At 64.1% G+C, this 25,623-nt stretch carries 27 protein-coding genes; 12 read left to right on the forward strand and 15 right to left on the reverse strand.

Features of this window, described 5'->3' with window-relative positions; genetic code table 11:
- Positions 1-34 precede the first annotated feature (34 nt).
- Genes ACIQLF_RS01610 through ACIQLF_RS01620 form a run of 3 tightly spaced genes read left to right on the forward strand, consistent with a single transcriptional unit; the run spans position 35 to position 2,420 of the window.
- The gene (locus tag ACIQLF_RS01610; protein ID WP_400293840.1) at positions 35-1,606 is read left to right on the forward strand and encodes a nicotinate phosphoribosyltransferase; all 1,572 of its coding nucleotides are present in this window, start codon (positions 35-37) and stop codon (positions 1,604-1,606) included.
- A gap of 6 nt (positions 1,607-1,612) precedes the next feature.
- Positions 1,613-1,771, forward strand: a complete 159-nt coding sequence (locus tag ACIQLF_RS01615) for a hypothetical protein (RefSeq protein ID WP_400293841.1) — start codon at positions 1,613-1,615, stop codon at positions 1,769-1,771.
- A 10-nt stretch (positions 1,772-1,781) separates the two neighbouring features.
- Positions 1,782-2,420 carry a hypothetical protein gene (locus ACIQLF_RS01620; protein ID WP_400293842.1) on the forward strand — a complete coding sequence of 213 codons (639 nt, stop codon included), beginning with the start codon at positions 1,782-1,784 and terminating at the stop codon, positions 2,418-2,420.
- A 101-nt stretch (positions 2,421-2,521) separates the two neighbouring features.
- Here the strand turns inward: ACIQLF_RS01620 and ACIQLF_RS01625 are convergent, their stop codons facing one another.
- Genes ACIQLF_RS01625 through ACIQLF_RS01660 form a run of 8 tightly spaced genes read right to left on the reverse strand, consistent with a single transcriptional unit; the run spans position 2,522 to position 10,700 of the window.
- Positions 2,522-3,139, reverse strand: a complete 618-nt coding sequence (locus ACIQLF_RS01625) for an alkylhydroperoxidase domain protein (RefSeq protein ID WP_400293843.1) — start codon at positions 3,137-3,139, stop codon at positions 2,522-2,524.
- Between the two features lie 2 nt (positions 3,140-3,141).
- A complete protein-coding gene (locus ACIQLF_RS01630) occupies positions 3,142-3,747 on the reverse strand; it encodes a CMD domain protein (RefSeq protein ID WP_400293844.1) in 606 nt (201 codons plus the stop codon).
- On the reverse strand, positions 3,744-4,502 hold the full coding sequence (locus ACIQLF_RS01635) for an SDR family oxidoreductase (protein WP_400293845.1): 759 nt from the start codon (positions 4,500-4,502) through the stop codon (positions 3,744-3,746). Before ACIQLF_RS01635 ends, ACIQLF_RS01630 begins: the two co-directional genes overlap by 4 nt.
- The gene (locus tag ACIQLF_RS01640; protein WP_400293846.1) at positions 4,495-5,523 is read right to left on the reverse strand and encodes a putative FMN-dependent luciferase-like monooxygenase; all 1,029 of its coding nucleotides are present in this window, start codon (positions 5,521-5,523) and stop codon (positions 4,495-4,497) included. Before ACIQLF_RS01640 ends, ACIQLF_RS01635 begins: the two co-directional genes overlap by 8 nt.
- Entirely contained in the window at positions 5,520-7,157 is a 1,638-nt protein-coding gene (locus tag ACIQLF_RS01645; protein ID WP_400293847.1) for a dipeptide ABC transporter ATP-binding protein, read from the reverse strand. The genes ACIQLF_RS01640 and ACIQLF_RS01645 overlap by 4 nt, the downstream gene beginning before the upstream one ends.
- Positions 7,154-8,080, reverse strand: a complete 927-nt coding sequence (locus ACIQLF_RS01650; protein WP_400293848.1) for an ABC transporter permease — start codon at positions 8,078-8,080, stop codon at positions 7,154-7,156. The genes ACIQLF_RS01645 and ACIQLF_RS01650 overlap by 4 nt, the downstream gene beginning before the upstream one ends.
- A complete protein-coding gene (locus tag ACIQLF_RS01655) occupies positions 8,077-9,021 on the reverse strand; it encodes an ABC transporter permease (protein ID WP_400293849.1) in 945 nt (314 codons plus the stop codon). The genes ACIQLF_RS01650 and ACIQLF_RS01655 overlap by 4 nt, the downstream gene beginning before the upstream one ends.
- Positions 9,022-9,059: 38 nt before the next feature.
- Positions 9,060-10,700 carry a TIGR04028 family ABC transporter substrate-binding protein gene (locus tag ACIQLF_RS01660; protein ID WP_400293850.1) on the reverse strand — a complete coding sequence of 547 codons (1,641 nt, stop codon included), beginning with the start codon at positions 10,698-10,700 and terminating at the stop codon, positions 9,060-9,062.
- Positions 10,701-10,976: 276 nt separating this feature from the next.
- On the opposite strand from ACIQLF_RS01660, the gene ACIQLF_RS01665 reads away from it, so the two are divergent.
- Complete coding sequence (locus ACIQLF_RS01665; RefSeq protein WP_400293851.1) at positions 10,977-12,422, forward strand: MFS transporter; 1,446 nt, start codon at positions 10,977-10,979, stop codon at positions 12,420-12,422.
- 39 nt (positions 12,423-12,461) lie between these two features.
- Here the strand turns inward: ACIQLF_RS01665 and ACIQLF_RS01670 are convergent, their stop codons facing one another.
- On the reverse strand, positions 12,462-12,842 hold the full coding sequence (locus ACIQLF_RS01670; protein WP_400293852.1) for a LysR family substrate-binding domain-containing protein: 381 nt from the start codon (positions 12,840-12,842) through the stop codon (positions 12,462-12,464).
- 272 nt (positions 12,843-13,114) lie between these two features.
- Positions 13,115-14,197, reverse strand: coding sequence for a glutamate--cysteine ligase (locus ACIQLF_RS01675; RefSeq protein ID WP_400293853.1), 1,083 nt, complete (start codon positions 14,195-14,197; stop codon positions 13,115-13,117).
- Positions 14,198-15,660: 1,463 nt separating this feature from the next.
- On the opposite strand from ACIQLF_RS01675, the gene ACIQLF_RS01680 reads away from it, so the two are divergent.
- Positions 15,661-15,870 carry a hypothetical protein gene (locus tag ACIQLF_RS01680; RefSeq protein WP_400293854.1) on the forward strand — a complete coding sequence of 70 codons (210 nt, stop codon included), beginning with the start codon at positions 15,661-15,663 and terminating at the stop codon, positions 15,868-15,870.
- 532 nt (positions 15,871-16,402) lie between these two features.
- Entirely contained in the window at positions 16,403-16,588 is a 186-nt protein-coding gene (locus ACIQLF_RS01685; RefSeq protein WP_400293855.1) for a hypothetical protein, read from the forward strand.
- A 39-nt stretch (positions 16,589-16,627) separates the two neighbouring features.
- Here ACIQLF_RS01685 and ACIQLF_RS01690 read toward each other — a convergent pair whose 3' ends face one another.
- The 3 genes from ACIQLF_RS01690 to ACIQLF_RS01700 all read right to left on the reverse strand — a co-directional run bounded on the left by ACIQLF_RS01690 (position 16,628) and on the right by ACIQLF_RS01700 (position 18,348).
- Positions 16,628-16,933, reverse strand: coding sequence for a hypothetical protein (locus tag ACIQLF_RS01690; protein ID WP_400293856.1), 306 nt, complete (start codon positions 16,931-16,933; stop codon positions 16,628-16,630).
- A gap of 145 nt (positions 16,934-17,078) precedes the next feature.
- Positions 17,079-17,309 (reverse strand): hypothetical protein, encoded by a 231-nt coding sequence (locus ACIQLF_RS01695; protein ID WP_400293857.1) that lies wholly within the window; start codon positions 17,307-17,309, stop codon positions 17,079-17,081.
- A gap of 742 nt (positions 17,310-18,051) precedes the next feature.
- Positions 18,052-18,348: a MerR family transcriptional regulator gene (locus ACIQLF_RS01700; RefSeq protein ID WP_400293858.1), complete on the reverse strand. Its 297-nt coding sequence runs from the start codon at positions 18,346-18,348 to the stop codon at positions 18,052-18,054.
- Between the two features lie 141 nt (positions 18,349-18,489).
- On the opposite strand from ACIQLF_RS01700, the gene ACIQLF_RS01705 reads away from it, so the two are divergent.
- The 6 genes from ACIQLF_RS01705 to ACIQLF_RS01730 all read left to right on the forward strand — a co-directional run bounded on the left by ACIQLF_RS01705 (position 18,490) and on the right by ACIQLF_RS01730 (position 22,681).
- Entirely contained in the window at positions 18,490-18,912 is a 423-nt protein-coding gene (locus ACIQLF_RS01705; protein ID WP_400293859.1) for an Hsp20/alpha crystallin family protein, read from the forward strand.
- A gap of 159 nt (positions 18,913-19,071) precedes the next feature.
- Positions 19,072-19,434: a J domain-containing protein gene (locus tag ACIQLF_RS01710; RefSeq protein WP_400293860.1), complete on the forward strand. Its 363-nt coding sequence runs from the start codon at positions 19,072-19,074 to the stop codon at positions 19,432-19,434.
- The gene (locus ACIQLF_RS01715; protein ID WP_400293861.1) at positions 19,435-19,812 is read left to right on the forward strand and encodes a hypothetical protein; all 378 of its coding nucleotides are present in this window, start codon (positions 19,435-19,437) and stop codon (positions 19,810-19,812) included.
- A gap of 398 nt (positions 19,813-20,210) precedes the next feature.
- Complete coding sequence (locus ACIQLF_RS01720) at positions 20,211-20,420, forward strand: hypothetical protein (protein ID WP_400293862.1); 210 nt, start codon at positions 20,211-20,213, stop codon at positions 20,418-20,420.
- A gap of 11 nt (positions 20,421-20,431) precedes the next feature.
- A complete protein-coding gene (locus ACIQLF_RS01725) occupies positions 20,432-20,725 on the forward strand; it encodes a hypothetical protein (protein WP_400293864.1) in 294 nt (97 codons plus the stop codon).
- 687 nt (positions 20,726-21,412) lie between these two features.
- Positions 21,413-22,681: a PIN-like domain-containing protein gene (locus tag ACIQLF_RS01730; RefSeq protein WP_400293865.1), complete on the forward strand. Its 1,269-nt coding sequence runs from the start codon at positions 21,413-21,415 to the stop codon at positions 22,679-22,681.
- A gap of 270 nt (positions 22,682-22,951) precedes the next feature.
- On the opposite strand, the gene ACIQLF_RS01735 is transcribed toward ACIQLF_RS01730, so the two are convergent.
- Both ACIQLF_RS01735 and ACIQLF_RS01740 read right to left on the reverse strand, forming a co-directional pair.
- Positions 22,952-24,127: an ATP-binding protein gene (locus ACIQLF_RS01735; protein WP_400293866.1), complete on the reverse strand. Its 1,176-nt coding sequence runs from the start codon at positions 24,125-24,127 to the stop codon at positions 22,952-22,954.
- Between the two features lie 363 nt (positions 24,128-24,490).
- The gene (locus ACIQLF_RS01740; RefSeq protein WP_400293867.1) at positions 24,491-25,438 is read right to left on the reverse strand and encodes a hypothetical protein; all 948 of its coding nucleotides are present in this window, start codon (positions 25,436-25,438) and stop codon (positions 24,491-24,493) included.
- Between the last annotated feature and the right edge of the window lie 185 nt (positions 25,439-25,623).

Genomic DNA, 25,623 nt, shown 5'->3' on the forward strand with positions numbered 1-25,623 from the left:
GAAAACGACCAACATTCCCGAAGGGACAATGAACATGTCAACCACCGCGAGCATCCCAACGCAAAGCAACACCTTCACCGGCCCCGCCACCAAGGCCGCAGTCACGGCTCCGCTGTTCGAAACCGACGCCTACAAGCTCGGCCACCGCGGCCTGTACCCGGCCGGGACCACACAGGTGCTGGTCAACTTCACCAACCGCGCCTCGCGCATCGACGGCGTGGACAAGGTGGTCCACTTTGGACTCCAGGCCTTCCTGCAGTCCTACTGCATCGAAGCATTCGCGCCGTTCTTCGCTGCGGACGAGGACGACGCGGTGAACGAATACCTCGACACGCTCACCGGCGTGCTCGGCCCGAACCACGGCATCGGCGCCGAACACGTCCGTGCCCTGCACCGCCGCGGCTACCTGCCGCTGATGTTCCGCGCCCTGCCGGAAGGCACCCGCGTTCCGCTGCGGGTCCCGTCAATCACCGTGGAAAACACCGAACCCGAATTCTTCTGGCTGCCCAACTACATCGAGACGGTCCTCTCCGCTGCAATCTGGCAGCCCTCCACCTCGGCAACGATCGCCAACGAGTTCCGCGGCATCCTCGATGACGCGGCGGCCAAGACCGGCGGGGACGCGGCATTCGTGAACTGGCAGCTGCACGACTTCTCCTTCCGTGGCATGGCAGGTGCCGCGGCGGCTGCCGCATCCGGCGCGGGCCACCTGCTCAGCTTCACCGGCTCCGACTCGCTGGCCACCATCGACTGGGTCCGCCGCTACTACCCCTCGGCATGCGGAACCGACAACGGCCAGGTGCTCGGCTCGATCCCGGCCACCGAGCACTCGGTGATGTGCGCGGGCATCAGCGAATCATCGGAACTGGAGACCTTCAAGCGCATCCTGGATGTGCACACCAGCGGCAATGTCTCGATCGTCGCCGACACCTTCGACTTCTGGAAGGTCCTGCTGGAAATCCTCCCGGCGCTCAAGGGCCAGATCATGGCGCGCGACGGCAAGGTCGTCATCCGCCCCGACTCCGGCGACCCCGCCGATATCCTGTGCGGTACCCGGAGCAACCCGGCGATCGCGCACGGCAACAAGCCCGCCACCATCACCGAGGATCCCGCCTACTTCGGCGCCGTGCAGATCCTCTGGGAACTGGCCGGCGGCACCGTCAACGACGCAGGCTACAAGGTCATCGACGGACACTACGGGCTGATCTACGGCGACTCGATCACCATGGACCGCGCCCGGGACATCACCGGGCGTCTCGAAGCCCTGGGCTTCGCCGCCGAGAACGTCGTCTTCGGCGTCGGCTCGTACACCTACCAGTACGTCACCCGCGACACCTTCTCCTCGGCCATCAAGGCCACCTGGGCGCGGATCAACGGCGAAGAGCACGACCTGCTCAAGGACCCGGTCACCGATAGCGGCATGAAGAAGTCGGCGACCGGCCGCCTCGCGGTGGCCAGGGACGAATCCGGCGAGCTGGTGCTCATCGAGAAGGCCACGGCGCAGGAAGAAGCCGACTCGCTGCTCGAGCCGGTGTGGGCAGATGGCCGTTTCCTGCGCACCCAGTCCTTCAACGACGTGCGTGCGGTGCTCGGGAACCTGCGGTGATGTGCGATGGAGAATCGAACCCTTGAGGAGCGGCTCGAGGCCGCCGAGCGGGAGCTGGCGGACTTCGAGCACCAGCCTCCGCTGGGGTGGCGCGCCTACCAGCGCGGCCGCAACGAGCGGATGGGCATCGTTCTGGCCCTGAAACGGCAGCTGGAAGATGGGTAATATCAAGGGCATGCCTACTCAGCCTTTGGTCTCCATCGATGCCGTGCCCGTGATCTTGCACGAGGGATCGTTGCACCTGGTGCTGGGCGTGCGCGAATACGATCCGTTCGCCGGTCGTGCGGCGCTGCCCGGGGTCCTGCTGAACGCCCACGAGCGCCTGGCCGAGGCCGTCGAGCGTGCCTTGCTGAGCAAGGCCGGAGTGGCGGCTGGCGCGATCTTGGCAAGCGTCGAGGCCGGGGTGTTCGATGATTTCGAGCGCGACGAGCGCGGCCCGACGCTCTCGATCGCCCGCCTCGTCATCCTGGATCCAAACACCGAGTTGAGCGACGAACGGGTGGAGATGGTTCCCCTCGACGGTCTTCCGGATCTTCCCTTCGACCACCGGGCGATCGTCGCCAGGGCCGCCACTGTCCTGCTTGATTCGCTGTGGATCAACCTGGGCACCACCCGGGCGCTGCTGGGGGACACCTTCGACACCGCGGAGTTGATTGCCCGCATGAAGGAACTTTCGGCGGCCGCGGGGTTGCCGGTCCCGGAGACCGCCAACATCGGCCGCGCCCTGGGCTCGAACAAATTGCTCGAGCGCGTGGCCCCGGCTGCTCCGGCCGGCGGCCGCGGCCGGCCGCCGGCCGTCTGGGAATGGGTCTAGGCGCCACGAGCGGCACCGAAAGTAGCAAAGCAACGGGACCTCGGCCCCCCCGGGCGATTTCCGACGTCCCGTGCCAGCGGTTGTTTGGATTGGCCCGGGGCCTACACGGCCGGCGGGGTCGGCTCGCCGAGCGAGAGCATCAACCGGTTCGCCCAGTTGAAGAACGCCGCGCCGTGGATGACATCGCTGATCTCCAGCTCGTCCAGGCCCGCCTCGCGCAGCGCCTCGAGGTGCGAGGCTCCCAGTGTGCTCGGGGTGTTGGTCAGCGCGGCGGAGGCGTCGATGATGGCCCGCCAACGCGGGCCCTGCGGTGCGGCCACACCGTCGTCCAAAAGGCGCTGCACGTCCCCGCTCTGCTTGGAGTAGTGCGAGGCGAAGCGCGAATGCACCGAGGCGCAGAAGATGCACCCGTTGGCGCGCGAGGTCGCGGTGGCCGCGAGTTCCCGCTCGGCACGCGGCAGGCCCTCGGAGGTGTTGTAGAAGATGTCCTTGTCGGTCTTGGTGCGGGTGCGCAGGATTTCCGGGTCGCGGACCAGCAGCCTGAAGTAGTCGTTCTTGGCCCGAGCCTTGTCCACAAGGGCATCGTAGTGAAGCTCGGTGAGTTCGTCCTCCGGCAGCGGCTCGAGCCATGGGACCCAACCGAGGTTTTCCTGGGTGAAGGCAAGTGGCGGCTCGTTGTGCGGATGCTCGATCAGGCCAACGATTGCTGTTTCGGTCATGATCAGTCCTTTGCGGTGGAGGTGGGAGTCGAGGCGAGCAGACGCAGGCCGGCAACGACGCGGACCTGGAAGTTGAGGAACGAGACGAGCTGGGACAGCGAGACTATTCCATCGGTGTCCCAGCCTGCTGCCAAGAGCCGTCCCAGGTCCTCGCGGGCCGCTTCCCGCGGACGGAACACCAGCAGGTGGGCATGCTCGAGTGCGGACGACAGCCTGGCACCAAGCTCCGGGTCCTTGACCCGCAGGCGCACCCCGTCCTCGCTCTCGCCGGCCAGCGGCCCCTCGGCCGGGTAATTCCCGTACGGGCCGGTGGTGGTGGACGATGCAACGTGGTTCGCTACGATCGCGGCAAGCTTCGGGTCCGCCTCGGCGAGCAGCCCCGCATAATGGGCGTGCGATTCGGGCTGGGCGTTGAGACCCGTCACGAATGCGGCCACGGCCAGGCGTTCGGTAAGCGTGAAGGCCTCGGTGCCTGCGTTGAAGAGGGCCGCGTAGCTTGCTTGGGCGTTGGCCTTGGTTTCGGGGCGCCGGTTGCGGTTGGCATCGAGTGCCGAACCCGGCGTGATGCCAACCAATTCGTCAATGACGTCGGTGGGGGTGGGACTCATGGGTGGACTTCCTTTTCCGTGCGGCTGGGTGGGCCAAGCTCGGTGCGCGGGCGCACCGAAACCGTGGTGATTTGGGTGTCTTCGGTGGCCGTGACGACCGTGCGGACGGCGGCGGCCACCGAGTCGGGCCTGATGTATTTGTGCGGTGCGTATTCGGAGCCCGCCGCGAGGTGGTCCTCGCGCAGCATCGGGGTGTCGGTCTGCCCGGGGTGCACCGAGGCCACCCGCACCCCGTGGATTTCCTCTTCCTTGCGCAGGGAATCGGCCAGGGAACGCAACGCGAACTTGGAGGCCGAGTACACGCTGTGTCCGGCTCCGGCGGTGAATCCCGCACCGGAGTTGATGAAGACCACCTGTCCGCGGGCCTCCCGCAGGGCGGGCAACGCCACCCTGGTCAACTCCGCCGGGGCCACTACGTTCAGCTCCAGGTGCTCGCGCCAGTCGGCGATGCTCGCATCCGCGACGCTGTGTCGGCGGGCAATGGCCGCGGTGTGCACCACAACATCGATCCGGGGCAGGGCATCAACCAGCTCCGGAATCCGGGGGTAGTCAAGCAAGTCCCAGGAGACGGGGAAGGCCCCGTCGATCGAGGCCAGGGCCGAAAGCCGCCCCGCGTCCCGGCCCAGGGCGACCACGTCAAAGTCCTTGGCCAAGTCCGCGGCGATGGCCCGGCCCATGCCACCTGTTGCGCCGCTCAGCACCACCACCTTGCGCTGCCCGGTGATGTCGCCGAGCCCGACGAGCGGCTCAGACATGGGTTCCGGAAGACGCGAGCTGCCGCGAGCCGAAGCCGAGCGCCGGGCCCACCACGGTGCCCATTAGTTCGGTGGAACGCAGGATGGCCTCGTGCGGCGGGTCGATGGAGTGGACCTGCACCACCAGGTCGGTGACATGCTCGAGGCTTGCATCCCGCGACAGGGATTCGGTGACCTCGTCCGGGGTGCCGATGTGCGAATCAAGGCTGGCAGCCAGTGACTCGATGCTGTCCTCGCGCAGGGTGTGCCCGATCTTGCGGAAATGGGCGGCGGCCTGGCGCAACCCGACTTCGGCGTGGGCCAGTGCCTCGGCACGGGTGTCGGCGATGAACACCGTGCGCGAGCCCATGATCCGTGGAGTGGCACCGGACGGCAGCGCGGCCAGGTACGCCTCGATGATGGGAATCTGCAGCTCGGAGAGTGCGACGTCGGGGGCCTCGGCGGTGCGTGGCTGGGTGCGCGAAAGCATCAATCCGTCCCCTGCTGCACCCGCACGTTCCCCGCCGCCGGGGGAGAATGTGGCCTGCCACAGGGCCTTGGCGAGCCGAGGTGCCGCGGGGTAGAGTCGGTTTCCTGTGCCCAGCAGGTCGCCGCCCGCAAATGCGGTGCGCAGGATTTCCAGATGCTCGGCAAAGATCCTTCCGCGTTCGGAGCTTTCGTGCCCGAACGCGGGGAAAGAGGTGGGGGTGCCGCCGCTGCCCACGCCCAGTTCCAGCCGGGAACCGGAGAGCAGGTCAAGCACGGCCGCGTCCTCCGCCACCCGGACCGCGTTCTCCAAGGGCAGCGTGATGATCCCGGTGCCGAGGCGTATCGAGCGGGTCTGTGCCGCCACGTGGGCCAGGAACACCAGCGGGGAGGGCAGTCCACCCTCGGTCTCGTGGAAGTGGTGCTGGGCCACCCATGCCGACTCGAAGCCGTGCTTCTCGGCATTCACGATTTGTTCGGTGGCCAGCGCGTAGCGCTCGCCGGCCGGGGCCTGGTCGAGGAGCCGGGAAAAGAAGCCAAGTCTGCGGTTGCTCATGCGAGTGACCTTTCGAAGTCGGGGGCGGGTGCCGTGGCGGGGGACGGGATGGCTGCCAGGAGATTGCGGGTGTATTCGGTGCCGGGGTTGTCAAAGATGTCGGCGGCGTTCCCTGACTCGACGACCTTCCCTCGGCGCATGACGCTGACGGTGTGGGAAATCTGCCGGACCACGGCCAGATCGTGGGAGATGAACAGGTAGCTCAGGCCGAGCTCGTCCTGCAGGGACACCAACAGGTCGAGTACCTGGGCCTGCACCGTGACGTCCAGGGCGGAGACTGCCTCGTCCAGCACCAGGATCGCCGGTTGCGGCGCCAAGGCCCGGGCCAGTGCCACGCGCTGGCGTTGGCCGCCGGAAAGCTCGCGAGGTTTGCGCTCGAGGATGGTGCGCGGCAGTGCCACGCGGTCCAGCAGGTCGAGCACGGCGTCCTGCTGTTCGGCGGGCGTGCCGAGAGAAAAGTTGCGCATGGGTTCGCGGATGATCGACCCGATGCCTTGGCGCGGGTCCAGGGAGGCGAACGGGTTCTGCTGGACCAGCTGGATGCGTCGGCGCTGCAGGCGCAGGGCTTCGCCGCGTAGCTCCGTGGTTTCCTCCCCGTCGATCTTCACGCTGCCGGAGCTCGGGGTCGTGAGCCCCAGGATCATGCGTGCCGTGGTGGTCTTGCCGGAGCCCGATTCCCCGACGATGGAGTGCGTGGTGCCCCGGGCCACCGTGAAGGAGACTTCGTCCACGGCGCGGAAGGGCTCGGTGCGCCGCCCGGTGGGGAATTCGCGCACCAGCGAGGTGACCTCGATGGCAGGTTTCCTTGCCTCGTCCGCAACCTGTGTCACGTGCGTCCGCGGCGAGCGTGGATTCAGCGCCGGGGCGTTGGAGATCAGCATGCGGGAGTAGGGAGTGCCGGGGGATTGCAGGATGCGGGAGGTGGGCCCGGCTTCCTCGATGCGGCCGTGGTTCATCACCACCATGGAGTCGGCGCGTTCGGCGGCGACGCCCAGGTCGTGGGTGACGAACAGGACCGCGGTGCCGTATTCGGTGCGCAGGTCATCGAGCAGGTCCAGCACCGTCTTCTGCACGGTGGCGTCCAGTGCGCTGGTGGCCTCGTCAGCGATGACCAGCGCCGGCCGCAGTGCGATGGCGTTGGCAATGAGCACGCGCTGGCGCATGCCCCCGGATAGTTCGTGCGGGTACTGGCGAGCACGCAGCGACGGGTTGTCCAACCCCACGCGTTCGAGCAACTCGTGCACCCTGGCACCCACGGTGGAGCGCGATTCGCGGCGGTGGATGCGTAGCACCTCGCCGAGCTGGGAACCGATGGTCCGCACCGGGTTCAGCGAGCTGCCCGGGTCCTGCGGAATCAACCCGATCTGCGCCCCGCGCACCGCCTGCAGGCGCTTGTCGTTCCACCCGGCGATATCGGTGCCGTTGAGTTCGATCTTTCCGCTCTCGAGCTTTCCGTTGGAGGCGAGCAAGCCGATCAGCGCGTGGGCTGTGGTGGACTTGCCGGAACCCGATTCGCCCACTAAGGCCAATACCTCGCCCGGTTCAATGGTAAAGGAAACGTCGTGGACGACTCGGGTGGCGTTCCGCCCCGTCAGGTACGAAACATTGAGGTTTTTGACATTCAACAGGCTCATCGGGTGCCTCCGTTGCGGGTTCCGCCGAGTGACTGGCTGATGCGGTTGGCCGAGAGGACCACCGCGACGACCAACAGGCCGGGAATCGAGGTCAACCACCAGGAGGTGGCCACGTAGTTGCGGCCCTCGGCGATCAGCAGACCCCATTCGGGGGTGGGCGGCGGTGCGCCGTAGCCCAGGAAGCCGAGGGTGGAAATGGCAAGGATGGCGGTGCCGAATTGCATGGCAGCCAGGGATGCAACCGGGCCCAGCGAGTTGGGCAGCACGTGGCGGGCCAACACGGCCCAGCGGCGCCCGCCGCTGGCATAGGCCGCCTCCACGTAGTCCAGGCGGCTCACCTTGAGCACCTCGGAGCGGGTGAGCCTGGCAAATGCGGCAACCGAGCCGATGCCCACGGCCACCGCCGCGTTCAGCGTGCCCGGGCCCATCAAGATGATGATACTCAGGGCCAGCAATAGTGCCGGGACTGCCAGCAGCACGTCGATGATGCGCATCAGCACGGTGTCGATCCAAGAGCCCAAGGAACCTGCCAGCAAGCCGATCAGCGTGCCAACCACCATTCCGAGGGTAACGGCGAGCAGGGCGCCGGAGAGCGAGTGGATGGAGCCGTGGACCATGCGGGCGTAGAGGTCCCGGCCGATCGCATCGGTGCCGAAGATGTGCTCGGCGCTCGGGGCGCGCAGCTTCTGGGCGGCGACCCCGGCCAGCGGATTCTCGGAGCTGAACAGCCCCGGGACCAAAGCCCAGGCAATGACCAGGCCAATGACGGCCCAAGCCAGCACGAGCCCGGGACGCAAGGAAGAGAGTATGCGCCAGGCCCGGCCTCCGGCCGCTGAAGGGTCCTGCTCAGCGCTCGCCGGGGGCACCGGAAATGCCGGTGCCTGCACTTCTGCGGGCGTGCTTTCGGTGAGGGTGGCACTCATGCGTTGACTCCAATCGGGGTTCTCAGGCGCGGGTCCAGCACCGGGTAGAGCAGGTCGACCAGCAGGTTGACCAAGACGAAGACGGCAGCGGAGAGGATGACAACTCCCTGCAGCACCGGGATGTCCTGGGCTGCCACGGCTCGTTCGGTGAGCCTGCCGATCCCGTTGCGGCCGAAGACGGTTTCGGTGACCACCGAACCGGCAATCAGTTCGCCCACCAGCAGGCCGGCCATGGTCAGCACCGGCAGCAGCGAGTTGCGGGCCACGTGTCGCCACAGGATCCAGCTGCGGGAGGCGCCCTTGGCGGCTGCAACCTCGACGAACGGCTGCAGGTATACGGCGTCCAGCGAGCGGCAGAGCACCTGGGCCAGCGGGGCGCTGATGGGGATGGCGAGGGTGAGCACCGGCAAGATCAGCGACTGCAGCTCGGTGCCGCCCACCGCCGGGACCAGCTTCCATTTGAAGGACACCAGCTGGATGAGCAGGATGCCCAGCCAGAACGTCGGGATGGAGATGAATAGGGCCGGCACCGAGGTGAGGATGTTGCGCAGCCAGCGGAAGCGGGTGTAGCTGGCGGTGAATGCGATGCCCACGGCCAGGACCACTGCCAGCACGAAGGCCGATCCGGCAAGCTTCAGGGTTTCGGGCAGTGCCGCACCCAACCGCTCGAGCACCGGGGTGCCGGTTTCCACCGAGTACCCGAAGTCGCCGGTGAGGAAGCCGCCCAGGGTTTGGATGAACTGGAGGAGCACCGGCTCGTCCGCCCCATACTGGGCCCGCACCTCGGCGATCTGCGCCGGGCTCAGGCCCAGTTCCGGGTTTTCGAACTTGATGAGGATCGAATCCCCGGGCATGGCCTGGAGCAGCAGGAACGTTGCAGCGAAGGCGGCAAGAAGCACGAGGGCTGCCTGGCCCAGACGGGAGTATAGATGCCTGCCCATGGGGGTCTCTCCTCGGATCGGTGTGGGTGGGGGTGTGCTTACTTCTGGTGGTCGGCCGGGAGCCAGGTGTCGTAGAAGCTGGGGCGGCCCACCGCCTCGAAGCCGAAGCCCTGCACGTAGTCGGCGGTGCCGAAGACCTGCGGCTCCTCGTAGAGCGGGATCACGTATGCCTGGTCGATCAGGTAGTCCTGGGCGGCTGCCACCTTGGCGTTGCGCTTGGCGGTGTTCGGCTCGGAGGCGATGGCCTCGAGCAGGGTGTCGAGCTTCGCGTCGGTGGAGAGCAGGGTGTCGCGGTTTTCCGTGTGGTACTGGCTCTTGATGACGTCCTGGTCCGCGCGGCCGACCATCGAGTGGAAGATGGCGGTCTTGGAGGCGTCCTTGATGTCGGTGGCGTAGCTTCCGGCATCCTGCGGCTTGATGTTCAGCTTCGCGCCGATCTTGCCCAGCTGCTGGGAGATCAATTCAAGGGTTTTCTTGGACTGCGGCTGGGCCAACGACTCGTAGACATCCAAGGCCAGGACCTTGCCGTCCTTGGTGCGGATGCCGTCGGCACCCGGGGTCCATCCGGCCTCGTCCAGCAGGGAATTGGAAAGAGCCGGATCATAGGCGAGCTTTTCGCTTTGGTCCTTGTATCCCAGGGCCTTGGAGGAGAGTACCGCGGTGGCCTTGGGGTAGTTGGCGCTGAAGACCGTGTCGACGAGTTCCTGGGTGTCCACGGCGTGCAGCAGGGCGCGGCGGACCTTCACGTCGCCCAGCAGCGGGTTGCCCGGGTGCAGCGAGAGCGAGTTGTTCACGCCGCGGGTGGCCGGGGCATAGAGTTTGTATCCGGCGGCCTCGACGGTGCCTTCGTCAAAGGCCTGCACGTAGCGCACGGCGTCGGCCTGACCGCTGGTCAGCGAGCCCACGCGGACGCTGTCCTCGGGGGTGACGATGATCTTGATTCCGTCCAGGTAGGCGCGTCCCGTGTGGGCGGCGGAGGCCGGAGCCCAGTCGTAGTCCTCGCGGGCCTTGAGGTCGATTTCCTTGTCGATGACCTGGTTTTCGACGGTGAACGGGCCCGAACCGACGATGTTCTTCAGCTGGCACTGTTCCTCGTAGGGCAGCGCGAGGGTCTTGGGGGAGACGAGGCCCGAACCGATGACGGAGGTGGCCTGCAGGAATCCCGGGGAGGGCTTGGTGAAGGTGAACTCGACGGTCTTCTCGTCGATGACCTTGCTGGCCTTGTAGTTGTTGACGGCCTCGGCGACCGTGAGCTTCAGCTCCTCGTTGCCCAGCCCGTAGGTGTCGAAGTTCTTGGCGACGGCAGCGGCATCCAGCGGGCTGCCGTCGGAGAACGTGACGCCCTCACGCAGCGTGAAGACGTACTTGGTGGCGTCCTCGTTGATCTTCCAGGACTCGGCGATCCACGGCTCGACTTCCAGTGTCTCGGGATTCTGGTGGGTGAGCTTGTCGGTGATCTGGTTCAACACACCGCTGTTGGGGTAGAAGCCGCCGGCCGGCAGGTAGAGGCAGGTCGGGGCCTGATACTCCAGGTAGGTCAGCGTGCCGCCGGCCACTGGCTGCCCGTAGTCGGCCGAGGTGTTTGCGCTCGCGCCCTGAGAGCAGGCGGTGAGCAAGAGTAGCGTTGCGGCTGAGGCTAGTGCACCGAACGTGCGCAGCGCCTTGGATGTCGGCTTCACGGCCTTCTCCTTCTGGAAGATCCAATGGGTTGATTTTCCGATGCTTTCATTGGGACGGTACCCACTTCCAATGCCGCTACACCGGGGGACATCGAACGTTACATGGAGCAATAATTGGAATTTGACGTCATGTTTTGCGTTGGCTGCGCCGTCACCTGGCTTCATCGGGCAAGGAGTACCAAGAGCAAATTTTCCGACTCCTGGAATGCCGTCCGCCGATAACCCGTGGCCGCCAGAACCTACCGCAAGACACGGGGTCGGTCATAGGCTTAAACCATGTCGCAGGAAGACTCGCGTACTGCCGACGACGGTTTTTTGGAACCGCAAACCACCGGCAAGGCGACGGTGCCCGATCCCGGGCGCCGTGCGTTCCTGCATGTACTGGTCAACACCGCCGTAGCCAACGTCGTGACGAGTTTCCTCTGGTTTGCCCTGACTTTCTGGGTTTATTTGGAGACCCGTTCGGTGCTGGCCACGGGGGTCATTGGCGGCGCGTACATGTTGCTAGTCTCGTTCTTCGGCCTGTTCTTTGGCGTGATCGTGGACAGGTACCGCAAGCATGCCGTCATGCTCGGCTCGACCCTGTTCACCTTGCTGTGCTTCGGGCTGGCCGGCACGATGTTCCTGCTGATCCCGGAAGCCGACCTGCTTGATATTTCCGGGTTCTGGTTCTGGGTATTTGCCGTGGTGCTGCTGATCGGTGCCGTGGTGGAACAGCTGCGCAACATCGCCCTCTCAACCACGGTGACCTTGCTGGTGCCTGCCGCGAAGCGGGCGAACGCCAACGGGTTGGTGGGCTCGGTGCAGGGCATCGCGTTCCTTGTCACCAGCGTCTTCAGTGGCCTGGCCATTGGCATGCTCGGCATGGGCGGCACGATCATCATCGCGGTTGTGGCGGTCGTGGCGGTGCTGGTCCACCTGCTGGCCATCAGGATTCCCGAGCCCAAGATCGTTCGTGCCGAGAAACGCGAGAACTTCGCCGAATTGAGGGCAGGCATTTCCGCGGTCCGGGCGACCCAAGGTTTGTTCGCGCTGATCCTGTTCACCACCTTCAACAACCTCACCGGCGGGGTGTTCATGGCGCTCATGGACCCGTACGGCCTCACGCTCTTTCCGGTGGAGATCTGGGGTGTGGTGCTGGGTGTGACGGCCACGGGTTTCATCATCGGAGGTGCGCTGGTGGCCAAGTTCGGGCTGGGCAAGAATCCGATCCGGACCATGCTGGTCCTGGTGGCCGTCACCGGCGTCTTGGGTGCCACCTTCACGCTGCGCGAATGGTGGTGGCTCTACCTGGTGGGGATCTGGCTCTTCATGATCCTGATGCCTGCGGTCGAGGCTGCGGAGCAGACGGTGATCCAACGCGTTACCCCGTTCGAGACGCAGGGCAGGGTCTTCGGCTTCGCGATGACGTTCGAGGCGGCGGCTGCCCCGATCACCGCGTTCATGATCGCGCCGCTGGCCGAGTTCTGGATCATCCCGTACATGGAATCCCGGGCGGGACAGGACGACTGGGGCTGGTTGCTCGGTGAGGGGGACGCCCGCGGGATCGCGTTGGTGTTCCTGGTGTCCGGGATCGCCTCGCTGCTGCTGGCGCTCGGTGCGCTGTGCACGCGGTCCTACCGTCGACTCTCGGTTGCTTATACAAATGCCCCCGAGAGTGCCCCCGTAGCGGTCGACGAAGAGGACGGCCTGGAATCCACCGAGGCCGAAGACCCCGCCTAAGAACAGGCAGGACCTTCGGCGGAGCATGGGTCAGTTGTTTCAAATGACGGTTTCGACCGGAACGCTACGCAGGCAGTCCATGAATGCTTCGGCAGCGGGGTTGGCGGATCCGCGAGCCATGTACAGGGAACTCTGCGGCCGCGTCGCAATGGGCTTGAACACAACAGAGGGCATCTGGAAGCGTGAAACGGATTCGGGCAGTATCGACATTCCGACGCCTGCGGCCACCAAGCCCAGGATGGGTTCCTGGTGGATGGCCTGCTCAACGATGCGGGGTTGCCGGTGCCCGTCGAAGAGCGATTGCACCACGGAGAAGAAGCCGCTCATGTACTTGTAGGGAAAGATCACGAAGTCTTCCCCGGCAAAGTCCTCGACAGCCACTGTTTCCAGGGCCGCAAGCGGGTGGGAATCGGGAAGCACCAACACTGTACCTAGTCAGCGCGCATTGACTATCGATGGTCTGGTGGAGCGCAGCAAGACGCCGCATAGAACTACACATCCAAGGAGCCAAAGCCCGAAAGTGGCCCAGCTGCCGCTCATATGAAGCAACGGACGGATTCAAATTTTTCCTTACGTGGGAAAAACTTAGGTACCGGCACGTTTCCCGGTTTCATATGTGCCGTTATCGGCGCATCTGACTTCATCCTGCATCTGATGCGGGACCGGCAGTGGCCGGCGGGGGAGCAGGCGGGCTAGGCCGCGATGGCCGCCGCAGCTTCGTCCAGCACGGCGTTGAACCCTCCCCGGTGGAAGCGGGTCCGCTGGATGTCGGCGCCGGTTCCGTGCTCCATCAATCGCTCAAGGCCCGCGGAAACATACTCGAAATCCCCGTTCTGCTTCAGCGCGTGCTGGATGTGGTCCAGCAGGCTGCGCATCATTCGGGTGGCCGAGGTCTTGGTCCCGTCGAGGGGGTCGAGGTGGTTGCCGTGCAGTCCGAACTTGGCCGCCTGCCATTGGGCCAGGTACAGGGCCTCGGCCGAGGGCTGCAGGACCGGTGTGGCCGCGTTGAGTCCGGTGTCCACCAGCGACCTGACAATCAGGGCCAGAAGGACCGAATTGGTGGCGTTCAGCTGTGTGTCGGCCACCCGCACCTCGAGGGTGGGGTGGTGGGCGGAGAGCCGTGCGCCCCAGCTGATGTGTCCCGCATCCAGCACGACGTCGGAGTCGAATATGAATTTCATGCGCCGCTCGTAGTCCTGCTCATTGGTGAAGTGGGGCGGGATTCCCTGGACCGCCCAGCGTCGGTAGTGGATGTTGCGCCAGGAGGCGAAACCGGTGTCGCTCCCCCGCCAGTAGGGCGAATTGGATCCGCACGCGGTCAGGACCGGCAGCCAGCGGCGGATTTCGTTCAGCGCCATGACGCCCGAAGCGGTGTCCTCGATGCCCACGTGCACGTGCAGGCCGCAGAGATAGTGCTCGGTGGCAATTCCCTCGCACAGGGACGTGATGGCACGGTACCTGTCGCCGGGGCTCACGACGGCCGGCGCCTCGGGGAGGCGCGGGGGAGTGCCCAGGGCCACTGCCTGCAACCCCATGTCCAGGGTCGCCCGGGCCAAGGCGGCCCGGTAGGTTCGCGCCGAGGCCAGCGCCTCATCCCGGTGGGTGCAGACGGGGCCGTTGCTTTCCACCTGGCAGGCGAGGAATTCGGCGACGGTGCGGGTCCCGTCCACGGAGAGGGCCAGCAGGTGGGCCCGCGCCGCGGCCGGCGGTGCGACCGGCAGGCCGGTGTACGGGTCCACAATGAAAAATTCTTCCTCCACCCCAAAAGTACGCATGGCGCGCACCTGCTTTCGCGTGGCGAGTGTGGATTCTTCGGGAGTGGCCCACACCTGACGGGCCGTTTAACATCGACGACGGGTTTCCTCACCCGGGGCCCTTTTTTCCGTGGGGGTCGGCCGCAACGAATGGTTTCACGGTATCCGGTGGAGGTGGGGGGGGCTCTAGTAGTGCCCGAACGACCCGGCAGCAGGGGAACGCCCCCTGACCTTGAGGGCCGATCGCACAACGTAGGGATCCTTGGGCGGATGGGTTGTCCGGTATCCGTAGAACGTTTCGCACTGCCCGCACCAACAATCGACCTCCCACACCGGCGGTGCCGCCGGATCGGGGCCCGTGATCACGCGGACGTGTTCGTAGACCAGGTAATCGTCCGTCTGGCAGAGGTCGCAGACGGGATGCGTTCCCGGCTGATGGACAAGGACGTGTGAGCGGTCAACTGGGGGCGAGGGCCGCAGGCCGGAATACTGGTCGTGGCGGCTGAGATGTGGGGCTTTCATGGGCTTGGTCCAGGATGATTCCTTCGCTATGAACGACGTTTTCGGGTCGCACCGCAGGTGCGCATATCCATGATGCCGCATGACGCAGCAGGTGTTCAAGACCCGTAATATGGGCTTTCTTGGACTACCAAAACACGTGTCGGCGCGGTGAGGGCCAAGGGGCCTGGGGGCGATTCCGTATGGCATGCTCCGTGTTCCGGCAGCCGCCAGCGGCCAGTCGGGTGCGCCTGCCGGCCCGGGGAACAGTGGAGTCTGCCGCTGGCATATCCGGCGGCGCAGGACGTGATCCTCGCCGGATCAGCCCGTGGCTTCGGCGTCCGGTGACGCTTCGGGATCGCGGGGCACATGCTTTTGCAGGCGGGGGCGTCCGGGTGCAAATTCGTCGTGGACCACCCCGGCAACACGGATCACGCGGCCCGTTCGAACCACGCGGACCGTATGATCCCCGGAACCCGAGGTACGTGTTGCCGCAGGCCGCCCGGGTTGCTCGTTGGCCTGCCGGGGGGCCGGACCTGCGGCAGGGCCCGGCGTTCCCGTCCCTTCCCGGGAAGGGTAACGGCCGGGGTGGTCTGTGCCCTCGCCGCTGAGATTCCTGAGCTCTTCATGGCGCAGCATGGTGGTGACCTTTCAAGGAAATCCCTGGCGTGCCGATTCCTCCGAGGTACCAGTGAATCGGTTCTGGGTACCTGTCCATCACACCACCGTGGAATGCGTCGAACAAGGCAGATTGCGCGGGGGCAAGAAATCCCTTGCCGCACCTGCCAGTGTCCAGGCATGTGGGCACTTGGGCGGGCTTCCGTGCCAGGGTGGGGCAGCCCTCGGTGGCGGGAGGCCGGGCCGGGGCTTGGTTTCCGGCCGGACCGGGGTTCCGCTCGCGGCGGCCACATGGTGGTCTTGATCGTGGGGGAGCTGCTTACTAGAATTTTTGGTGCAATCTTCTAGGCCCCTGAAAGGAAAGAACAGTGAGCCAACTGGATCTCATCCGAGCGGCAGCCGAGGATGTGGCCTCGGCACGGGTGCTGCTCCGCGAACGGACCGAAGCGCTGGAGGCCATCGTGCAGACCGCCCTGGAACACGGGGCGACCAAGGCCCAGGTCGCCGAGGCCAGTGGTCCGTCCCTGGCCGATTTCACCGAACCGGGAGACACTCCGCACGTGCTGGCCGCGGCCTGACAGACGGCGAAGGCCCCCACCTCCGAAAACGGGGGCGGAGGCCTTCGCGTTCCCGGAGGCTTCTTGGGGGAAGAATCCGCCGGGGAACGGCTGCGCAGGAACTTGGGGGACACCTGCGCAGCCGCAACCATACCAAGGTTTGAGGGGCCCGGCGAACTGGCAGGGCCGAAACCCCGCACACTTCGGAGCCCGGGCCCTGAAAGTCCAGGCCTTGAAAGCCCCGACCCAGAAAACCAAGGGGACACGCGTCGCTGTTCTGAGCTGGGCCGGTGTTCCGGGCCGGGTAGTGAAGGTTCCCTGCGGTGGTCCTTGCCTGCATGGTTCTGATGCCGTATGACGGAATTGTCAGTGAAAGGCGGTGAGGGGTTGACCTGGCACCCGGGCCAAAGCTGACCGAACCCCGGACGGGAATCCTTCGGGCTCCGGGGAGGGATGCTTTTGCTGGGAGCAGACCCGCGGCGCGATCCGGGAGGCACGGCGCAAGCCTTTCGGGCTTCCCAACCGCCGGCCTTGGCGGCAGCAAGACCTCGGCATGATGAAGCAGATACTTTACCTTCGGCTGTGGATCGGCATGTCGATCGTCGGGGTCGTCCTGATCCCCCTCACCTATTTGGTGGGTCCGGGGCATTCGGTCGCCTTTGCGGTCATCTGGTGGATCTATGTGGGGATCTTTGTCTCTGCGCTGCTCAGCCTGCGGCGGAAGCTGAACGGCCGGTGAGGTGCCGGGTGCAGGAGTGTTCAGGGGATGCAGGCGTGCCTACGGGAAGTCCACCCTCGCGATGCCCTCGACACCGCCCTCGTCCCTGATCTCCCGGTACCGGACCTCGAGGTAGGAGGGGTCGGTTTGCAGCCGGGATGAATGCAGGAAGATGAACTGCACCGCCTGGCCCGGGCCGATCAAGGAGTAGCCCTTCCGCCAATGCGACTCGCCGCCGACCGCCCCACCTCCACGAAGCTGAACGCGGACATCGACCCGGTCGTGGGGGCTGGTGTTTCGCAGCTCAAAGAGGTCGCCTCTGACCCTCGTGATGACCCATGAGTCGTCTCCGGGATGGTTCTCCATGAATCTCATTCAACCACTTGGGAGTTTGGCGGCAAGGCACTACGGGAGGACCCCGTGGCAGGTAACCTGGTCCTCCGGCAGGGCACGGCTCACCCAGGCGCCGGCGCCGGCGGCGCGGCCGCGCCGACGCCCAGCGGCCGAAGAATCAGTGTTTGTTCAGTTTGTCGAAGATTTCCTTGGCCTTCTCCTTCACGGCGGCAGGGCCCAGGACCCCGCCGACCTTCTTGAGCAACGACACCAACGTCTCCTCGATGTGCTGCAGGGAGTCGCCCTGCTTGAACGGGTGCTTGGCCACGAGGTCCTCGAACTTCTTCCCGAGCTCGGCTTCCAGCTTCTTCAAGGCGTCCTTGGTGAACTTGATTTCCATCTTCGCCACGGCTTTCCATGCTGTCCGATCTGCGGTGTCCGCAGTGCATGAATTATCCCACCGGCGGCCGGGAAAATCCCGGTACGCGCCCGGGCAGCAGCCCGTTCGTCCACGGCTTTTCGAAGACCCGGCCAAGGCGCGACAGAAGGGTCGGTGGCGACGGGGCCGTGATGCCCCGACGAACCCCAGCCGGTCGTGGAGTGTGCCGGGCGTCGGCACGATGCCCCGGGGGGGGCCCAACGGGATTGGGCCGGGACGGCCCGGCAGCAAGGTTTTCCGAGGGTTGGGCGGGGAACACATTGTTCCACGGCCGTAACCGGGGCCCACGGGTAGGGCAGATCGGCCCGGTTTCCGGGTTCCCACGCCCGCGCATTTCGGGCCGTTTGCCGCACCCCCAATGGGTGCGGTGCAGGCGAGGGGCCTACCCCCCGGCCCGGGCCCTCGTCGGTGTTCCCGGCAGTTCGATGTGGCGGACCCGTGGCCGCGGCCGGAATGAACGTGCCGCGGCCACGGGTCGGGCTTTCCCGTGCCCCAAGTCCCCTCGGTCGGGAAAGCCGCAGGGCTTTCCTCGAGCGAAACATGGATACAAGGGATACAGGGGGAGGGTGCGGGGATACAGGTTTTGCCGGTTCGGCTGGGGGTTAGGCCGTATGACCTGCCACCGGCGTTCTTCCACAAACACGCTGGCTCGCCCACCCGAGATGCCGCTGCTACTGCTGCCGAAGCCGCACCACGAGAGGCTCGTGGCGGTTCAGGACCCGGTGGCGGTCCGGCGTTCGAGCTCGAGTCTGAGAGCCCGGTTTTCAGCTTCCAGCCTCAGCACCAGGCCGATGCCCTTGAGGTTCAGGCCCTCGCCCAGCAGTTCGGTGATCCGGCGCAGGACGGCCACGTCGTTTTCGCTGTATTGCCGGGTGCCGCCGCTGGTGCGCACGGGTTCCAGCAGGCCCCTGCGTTCGTAGAGGCGCAGGTTCTGCTGGCCGATGCCGACCAGATCGGCGGCCACGGAGATGGCATAGACGCCACGGGCCAGGGGATCCTGCACGGCCATCGAACATCCCTCCAAATTTCTTGAATCACCTTCTTGCCCCAGTGTTGCAGCAGTGCTATAAAAAATCTATACCCGCCGCAATAGAAAACGGCGGGCCGGCAACACACACAAACACACAAAAACTGTGAAGGAGAGGGAACAATGTTGATGCGTTCAGACCCGTTCCGCGAACTCGACAGGCTCGCCCAACAGGTGTGGGGCACCGCGGCCCGGCCGACGGCCATGAGCATGGACGCCTGGCGCGACGGGGACACCTTCCAGATCGAATTCGACCTGCCGGGGGTCAGCCCGGACTCGATCGACCTGGATGTCGAGAACAACGTCGTCACGGTCAAGGCCGAACGGCCGGCGCTGGATGGCGAGGTGGAGATCCTGGCCGCCGAACGCCCGCGCGGGGTCTTCAGCCGCCAGCTGGTGCTGGGGGAGAACCTTGACACAGGGAGGATCGAGGCGAACTACGACACGGGCGTGTTGAGGTTGCGGATCCCGGTGGCCGAGCAGGCCAAGGCGCGCAAGATCGCCATCACCAGCAATGCCGAGGACCAGCACTCCATCAGCCCCTGATCCAGGCGCGGTTGTTTCCCGGGGACGGCTCCGCCCCGACCGCGATTTCCTCGCGGTCCTCGCCGCGGCACCGTTCCCGCAGAGGCAGGTAATGCTCCGGGGTCGTTTTCCCGAGGCGGCCCCGGAGTCCGCGGTGCATGGGGAAGAAAGGCAACCATCGTGGAATCTCCCGACCCCTACGGGGTCTTGCGCCTCGGCCCGGAGGCGACCTCCGCGGAGATCGCGCGTGCCTTCCGGGCCCTGGTGCGCCTGCACCACCCGGACACGCGGCCGATCGCCGGAACCTCCGGGGAGCAGGCAACCGAGCGGGCCAGGCTCCAGGAGGTCATGGACGCCTATGCCGTGCTGGGGGATCCGGTCCGAAGGGAATTGTTTGACCGCCAACACCCCGCACCGGCAGACCTGCCCGAAGCCCGATCTCGGGGCCGGGGCCGGAGCCGTGCCCGGTGCGCCGGATCGCAGCCACCGTGGTTGGCGGTTGGCCCGCTGTGGTGGGAACCGCCTGGAAGGAGGCGCATCTAAATGAATGCCTGGCACCGCTACGACGCCCCGCTGCTGCCCGAGTTCCTGGAACGGTTCGAGGCCCGGTGGGGGACGGGAACTGCCCCGTTCCTGGACCCGGAGCTCCACGACCTCGGTGAGCTTCCCGTGCCGCGGGCCCAATGGGTCAACGCGGACACCGGCGCGGCCCTGGCCGTGGTCCCGATGTGGGCCGAGGATGCCCGGGAACGGTCCTTCGCCGTGATCTACCTGCCGCCGGCCGGCGGGATCTGGCTGTTGCGCCCGGGGATCACCGACTACGTGGAATCGCAGCAGGAGAACGACGTCAGGCTGCGCAACGACGCGTTCCGGAAGGCCGTGGACCACGCACGGGCCTTCATCTACGACACCCGGACCTAGAGGCGCCGGGGCGCGAACGGAATGATCCGCCGGCCGAGGGCTGCGGCATGTGCGGCTAATGGAGTTCCGCTGAACCGGTCTTGCCGCCGGGTCGTGCACGCCATGCCAAACGGCTGGTTCGCAGCGCCCGGACAGCCGCCGGCGCCACCGCCAAGCACCGACACCGGCCGGGAAGCAGCAGAGGTTCAAACCCCCACCCGGCCCCGGCTACACTCACCCCAAGAGGGGAGCCACGCGCATGAGCAACGATTCGTCCTTGCACCCCCGGGCCTGCAGGCTCAGCACGCCCGCGTGGATGCCGCGGCGACGAAGTGCGGCGGCATCCTCCTGCGCAAGATCCCCCGGAGCACTTGGTGCCCTACCCCGGGGATGGGAACAGAACACGAACCAAGGAGGCCATGACCATGAATGAGGACCAGATCCCCGGGGCAGTCCGGGAAGCCGGAAACACCTCAGCACCTGCCCTCGCGCTGGCCAGCGGGCATCCGGCGGGAGCTGCACAGCCGGCCGGGCGGATGGGCGGGGAACCGGCCACTGCCCGGGGCGCCGTCGCCCGGCGGGGACACGGCAGCGCGAGCCAAGATCGGCTCGACACCGAAAAGGCCTGACCATGAGGCCGATGGACCCCGACAAATACCAGGCACTGCTCAATGAACGCGACGAACACGATGACGTTGCGGTCGGCATGAGCCGGTACCAGGCGCAAAAATGCGCCGCCATCATTGCGGCCGGGCAGGCGGGTCACACCGCCTACGCCGAGGCGACCGCCACCGTCGCCCGCTACCTTCGGGCCCTGGCCCTGGATGCGTTGACGGGAACGACGCGCTCATCCGCCGGCAGCGACGAGCTCTGGCAGGTCCTCGACGACCTGCCTTGGCCCAGGCCCGGCCGGCCGGCCACGCAACCCGACTGAGGCCCGCGGCCGCGGGAGTGTGAGCCGGGCGGGATTGCGAACCGGAACTCCACGGGCTGCGCGGCGGGCCGATGCGTCCCGTCGATGCCCGTGCCGGGTCCCGTTGCGGCCGGCCTGGTTTTCGGGTGCCCGTCCTGGCCTTTCTGACCTAGCGCCGCACCAACCTTCATGGTCCGGGCTTCCCCTGCCGGGGCCTCGCCGGTGTTCCCCGGCCGTTCCGGATGGGTGGCCACACGCCCTTGACCGATCGGAATTCGCTCCAGGTCAGGGCCAACATTCCATAGGTGCAGTTATCGGCGATTGCACCTGAATGTCTCTGGCGATTTCGTCTCGCGAAATGGCGGCATGAATACCGGGACGATTTAGTCTAGTGCGGGAATCCATCGAGCGACAGTCCGTTTGTAGATTGAACGAAATGGGCATTATCTCCATGCTGCGCAAGGAGATTCCCAACGATTTCGGGCAAGTTGCTAGAGCTCTTCACCAGATCTGTCATGTTGAAAGGAAGCGAGAGAACGCTGTTGGCCTGCAACTCCTGAACTTTCGAGGACCCGAGGGATCTGCTGTCGTTAGATAGATAGACTGGCAGCTCAACAAACGAAAGGCGCATCGTTGCGGGATAGTTTCAGGGCCTACTATGGCCCGAGCGAGCAAGAATTGGAAGACCTTTGGTCAAAGGGCGTGATTGTGCTTGACACCAATACGTTGCTGAATTTTTTCCGCTACACATCAGGTACACGAGACGAGTTCTTGAGCGTTTTGGAGAGTGTCCAAGACTCTCTCTGGATCCCGCATCAGGTTGGGCTCGAGTTCCACCGACGAAGGCTTGACGTTATAAGCAGTACTACTGAGGCTTTCGCCAAGGTCAAGGAGTCACTCGCAAGCGCCAAGAATGGGGTAGTAAAGACGCTCAACGAGTACAAGCACCATCCGTCACTGAATCGTGCGGAAATGGCGACAGAGCTCGATGAACTCTTCGATGCCTTCAGCGAAAAGCTCGACAACCGACAGCAGACGCACGAGGAATGGATACTTGGTGCGGGCGATCCTCAACAAACCTTCGTGAGGATCAGCGACCTATTCTCTGGACGCATTGGGGCTAGCTTTACTGGCGAGGAACTTTCCGAGATCTGCGAGGACGGCGCGAAACGCTACGAGCAAAAGATTCCACCTGGGTATAAAGATGCGAACAAGTCGAACGATAACAAGTTCGGCGACCTCATTATCTGGAAGGAGGTTCTAAAGCTCGGCGAAGCGCAGAAAAAGCCGGTGATTTTTGTCACCGACGATGCGAAGGAAGATTGGTGGCGCATCGAACGCGGTAAGACACAAGGACCTCGTGTAGAACTCATCGATGAGTACTGGGCAGCTTCGGAGCAACGTATCCATTTCTATGAACCGCTACAGTTTCTCAAGTTCGCGAAAGAACGAACACACATTCACGTCAGCGAGGATTCGCTAGATGAAGTCGAGGAAGTTTCGAGCGCGAGTGGGCGTGCGCAACGAGTTCTTCGCGAGAGACGAGATCATCTTCAGGCGCAACATGCACAGTATCTTCGGAGCATTGAACGTCGCAGCAGAGAATCACTGAACTCTGATCAACTACAGGCATTGTCTGACGAACTGGAGACGCTCAAAAGCCAAGAGCAGAAAATGGCACTACACGGTAAAGTGCGCAGACTCGAGGCTGATGCGTTGCTGAAGCATTTGTCCGCGATCGGAGATGAGGAACGAAATGAAGAAGAGTTTGAGCAAAATATTGCTCGCCTGCATGCTTTCTCCGAAAACCATGAACGTCTAGAAAAGATAGCTCAGCGCCGCAAAAGCCTTGAATCGCAGCTTAAGAAATCCGTGCGCGAGAACGACCAAATCTCCAAAATGTGGGATGAACGACTTCGTCGGGTCGATGAAGAGCTTCATGAGGTGAAGTTGGCTCTGGATGAATTAGAGAGCTGAGCTTAAGCATCCTCATCCAGCTTCAAAAAATCAATGATCGTCGAGAGTCCTGAACTGACCACGAACTGTCCCGCGAATCATGCCGCCGTTTTGTGAGTGGTGTATCGGGTAACAAGCCGGAGTTCTCATCGCGATAGACGTTCCTGCCTTCCTCCGCGGACTGGGAATCCCGGGAGGAAGGCAGGCTTCGAGATCACCAGGCCATCCGCACCACCGTTTGTTGTCGCTGTCTCAATAAGGGCGCCGGATGAAGAACCTCTCGTCTGACGTTCAGTCTTCGATTTGTCGATCGATGAAGCGGGCCATCCCGGGGACCGTAAATTGAATGGAGCCGTACTCGGGGGCGTAAACCACGCCCTTGGCTATAAGTCTTGAGCGGATGACGGCCAGCTTGTTCGTTGATTTTCCGAGCCTGGCAGCGACCTCGCCTGTCAGTGATGCGCGTTCGCCGTCTTGAGCCATTGCTCGCAGATACTTACGCTCGGCCGGTGTTGCCCGCTGCCACCTTGCTTCGAAAAAACCATGGTCAAGGTCGAGGGTTCCCGATTTGATCGCCAGCTGCGCATCTTCTTCGCCAATGACTGGGCCGGGTGTGTTGTCCCAGGCTGCGCGGCCGTATGTTTGGAGAAAGAATGGGTATCCATCCGCCGCTGCCAGTAGGGCGGACAAGGCATCTTCGGTTGTCGAGGCACCAAGCCTGCCGATGGGCACAGTGAGCGCATCGGCTGCTGATTTTTCATCCAGCTGTCCTATCGTTCGGTAAAGAAAGAGTCTCTCACCGTAGGTCCTGGCTTCGGAAATCTTTCCAGGAAGGTTGGGGAGCCCGGCGCCGATGAGGTAGAAAGGCCATCCTCGCTGTCCCGCGAGGTGTTGGACGGACAGCAGAACTGTTAGTAGTTCCTCGTCAAGATCCTGCATTTCGTCAATGAATAGACCGAATCCCGACCTGGCCTTCCTCATTGCCATGGACAGGTCCTCGACGAGCTCTTCAATGTCGATGTCAAGGTTTCCCGAATCAGCTCGGCCCTGCTTCGTCGTCACAGATGCGGAGAAGCCGGTTACTCCGAGGCTTCCGGACACATTGCTGATGCTTGCCAAAGAATCTTTGAGATATGACCAGGCAGGTTTTCCTCGTAGCCGTCGTGCACCGACTTCGAGTTCGCGCGCGAGTTTCGTGCGCGTCTTGGTTTTGCCCTCCACGCCCGGTTGGGCCTCGAGCTGAATGACCAGCCAGTCATGACGTCTTGCGTGCTCCGCGAATACATTCAGCAAGACAGTCTTCCCGACCCCGCGGAGCCCAGAGAGGACCATGCCGCGATCACCCACCGTGTTGGACTTGGCTCGGGCGACCAGGAGGTCGAAGGCGTCAATTTCGCTTTGCCGGCCAACAAGTTCCGGGGGCTTGACTCCGGAGCCGGGTGCGAAGGGGTTCAATGCGGGATCCATTGCCCAAGTATATAAGGATCTACCATCGGATAACAGTTTTTGTTATTAGTGGATATATGCGGTTATCCTTGTTCGCTCAATCACCAGATTCCTCAGGCTGCGGTTTTCAGGTGTTCTCGACAAGCCGTCTTTCCCGCACCGCGCAAGACCAGTGTTCGTGGGCTCTGTATGAGACCGCGAGCGCGGGTGCTGCTAACCGGGCAGTTATCCTACGGTATTGCTGAAGCCCATGCCCCCAGAATGCTGCCCAACTCAGGAAGCCTTCGAGGTGTCATGACCCGCCTCCAACGGGTATCCCGCCCAATGGAGCAGGCCTTCGCCTGACAGAGAAGCCAGGATTTCTGAATGGTGTGAACCACCAGGTTAGAACTGACGTCGCGACCCCAGAATGGATACAGCAGGCATGCGCGCCCGGGCATCGTCGAATATGGTCCCACCTCGGGTATGGGATGTGACGCGGATTGTTTTTGGGGCGTCAAGCGGGGTACCTGGTGCTCTGCGATAAAACTCCCGCACCTCATGTTTCTGTGGAGCGGCAGCCTTTGATTCGAAGAAGCCTTCCTCCAAGCCGAAGTACACGTCCCGGCCACCTTCAATGGTGATTGGAATGAGAAGCTTATTGTGGTCTCTCACAGTCACCGGGGTACCCAAATGAGCGTCCTTGGAGGTGACAGAACGTTCCGTGCGCCTCGCTGCCGGTTGCCTCGGGTTCCTTTTCTGCTTCACGAATTGGACCGACGTCCGAAGATTTTCAGCTGCAGCAACCATGAAATGGATTGTCTCCCAGTCTGTTTCACCGTCAGGTTTGAGAACATCGATGAAACTCGTGCGGAGTCGGATATAGCGCCCGGAAAGTAGACCCCTGATCCATCGTTCAAGATCTTCGAAGGCCACAGTCTGGAAGCGTCTGGTCTCTTGGTCAACATCCCAGGCAATGAATCGTCTGCCGACCATATCGGTCATCAGGCCGCGAACCATTGGACGCAGTCGGCATACAGCGTTGACGGTTTCGGATACATCAGTGGACGTGCGTTGGCGAGCATCCCGAGCGACAAGCCTGACGGATGGCGGGTACCCGAATATTCCGTACCTGTAGTCACAAATTGCCCGCAAGAACCTGAGTTCTTCGGGGCTGCTGAGTTGATTCGTATCAACCCCTGGCTGGCTCTTGAGAATCAGGGGACGCACCCGCAGATCAAGGTCGATGGCGTCGCCCAGATAGAAGAACAATCTTCCATAGTCGCGGGGGTGGAAATCACTAAGTAGGTCGAGGAATGACGTCACGAAGAGCAGGTCTTCATATGCATCCAACGCAGGCATTAGAAGCCCAGGCAAGGGGTCCCTGCTGCCGCGGGTTTGCGCATCTTCTGGAGTCAGAGCAGGAACCTTTCCTTCGCTCCAGCCAGTAGCAGATGCAACCACAGGTTTAGAAGCTACGGCAGGGATAGTGCGCGTTCTGGGGGGTTTAGGTGGAATCAGTGCACCCGTGGGGACGC

The sequence above is a fragment of the Paeniglutamicibacter sp. NPDC091659 genome, from assembly GCF_044756805.1.
Lineage (GTDB): Bacteria > Actinomycetota > Actinomycetes > Actinomycetales > Micrococcaceae > Paeniglutamicibacter.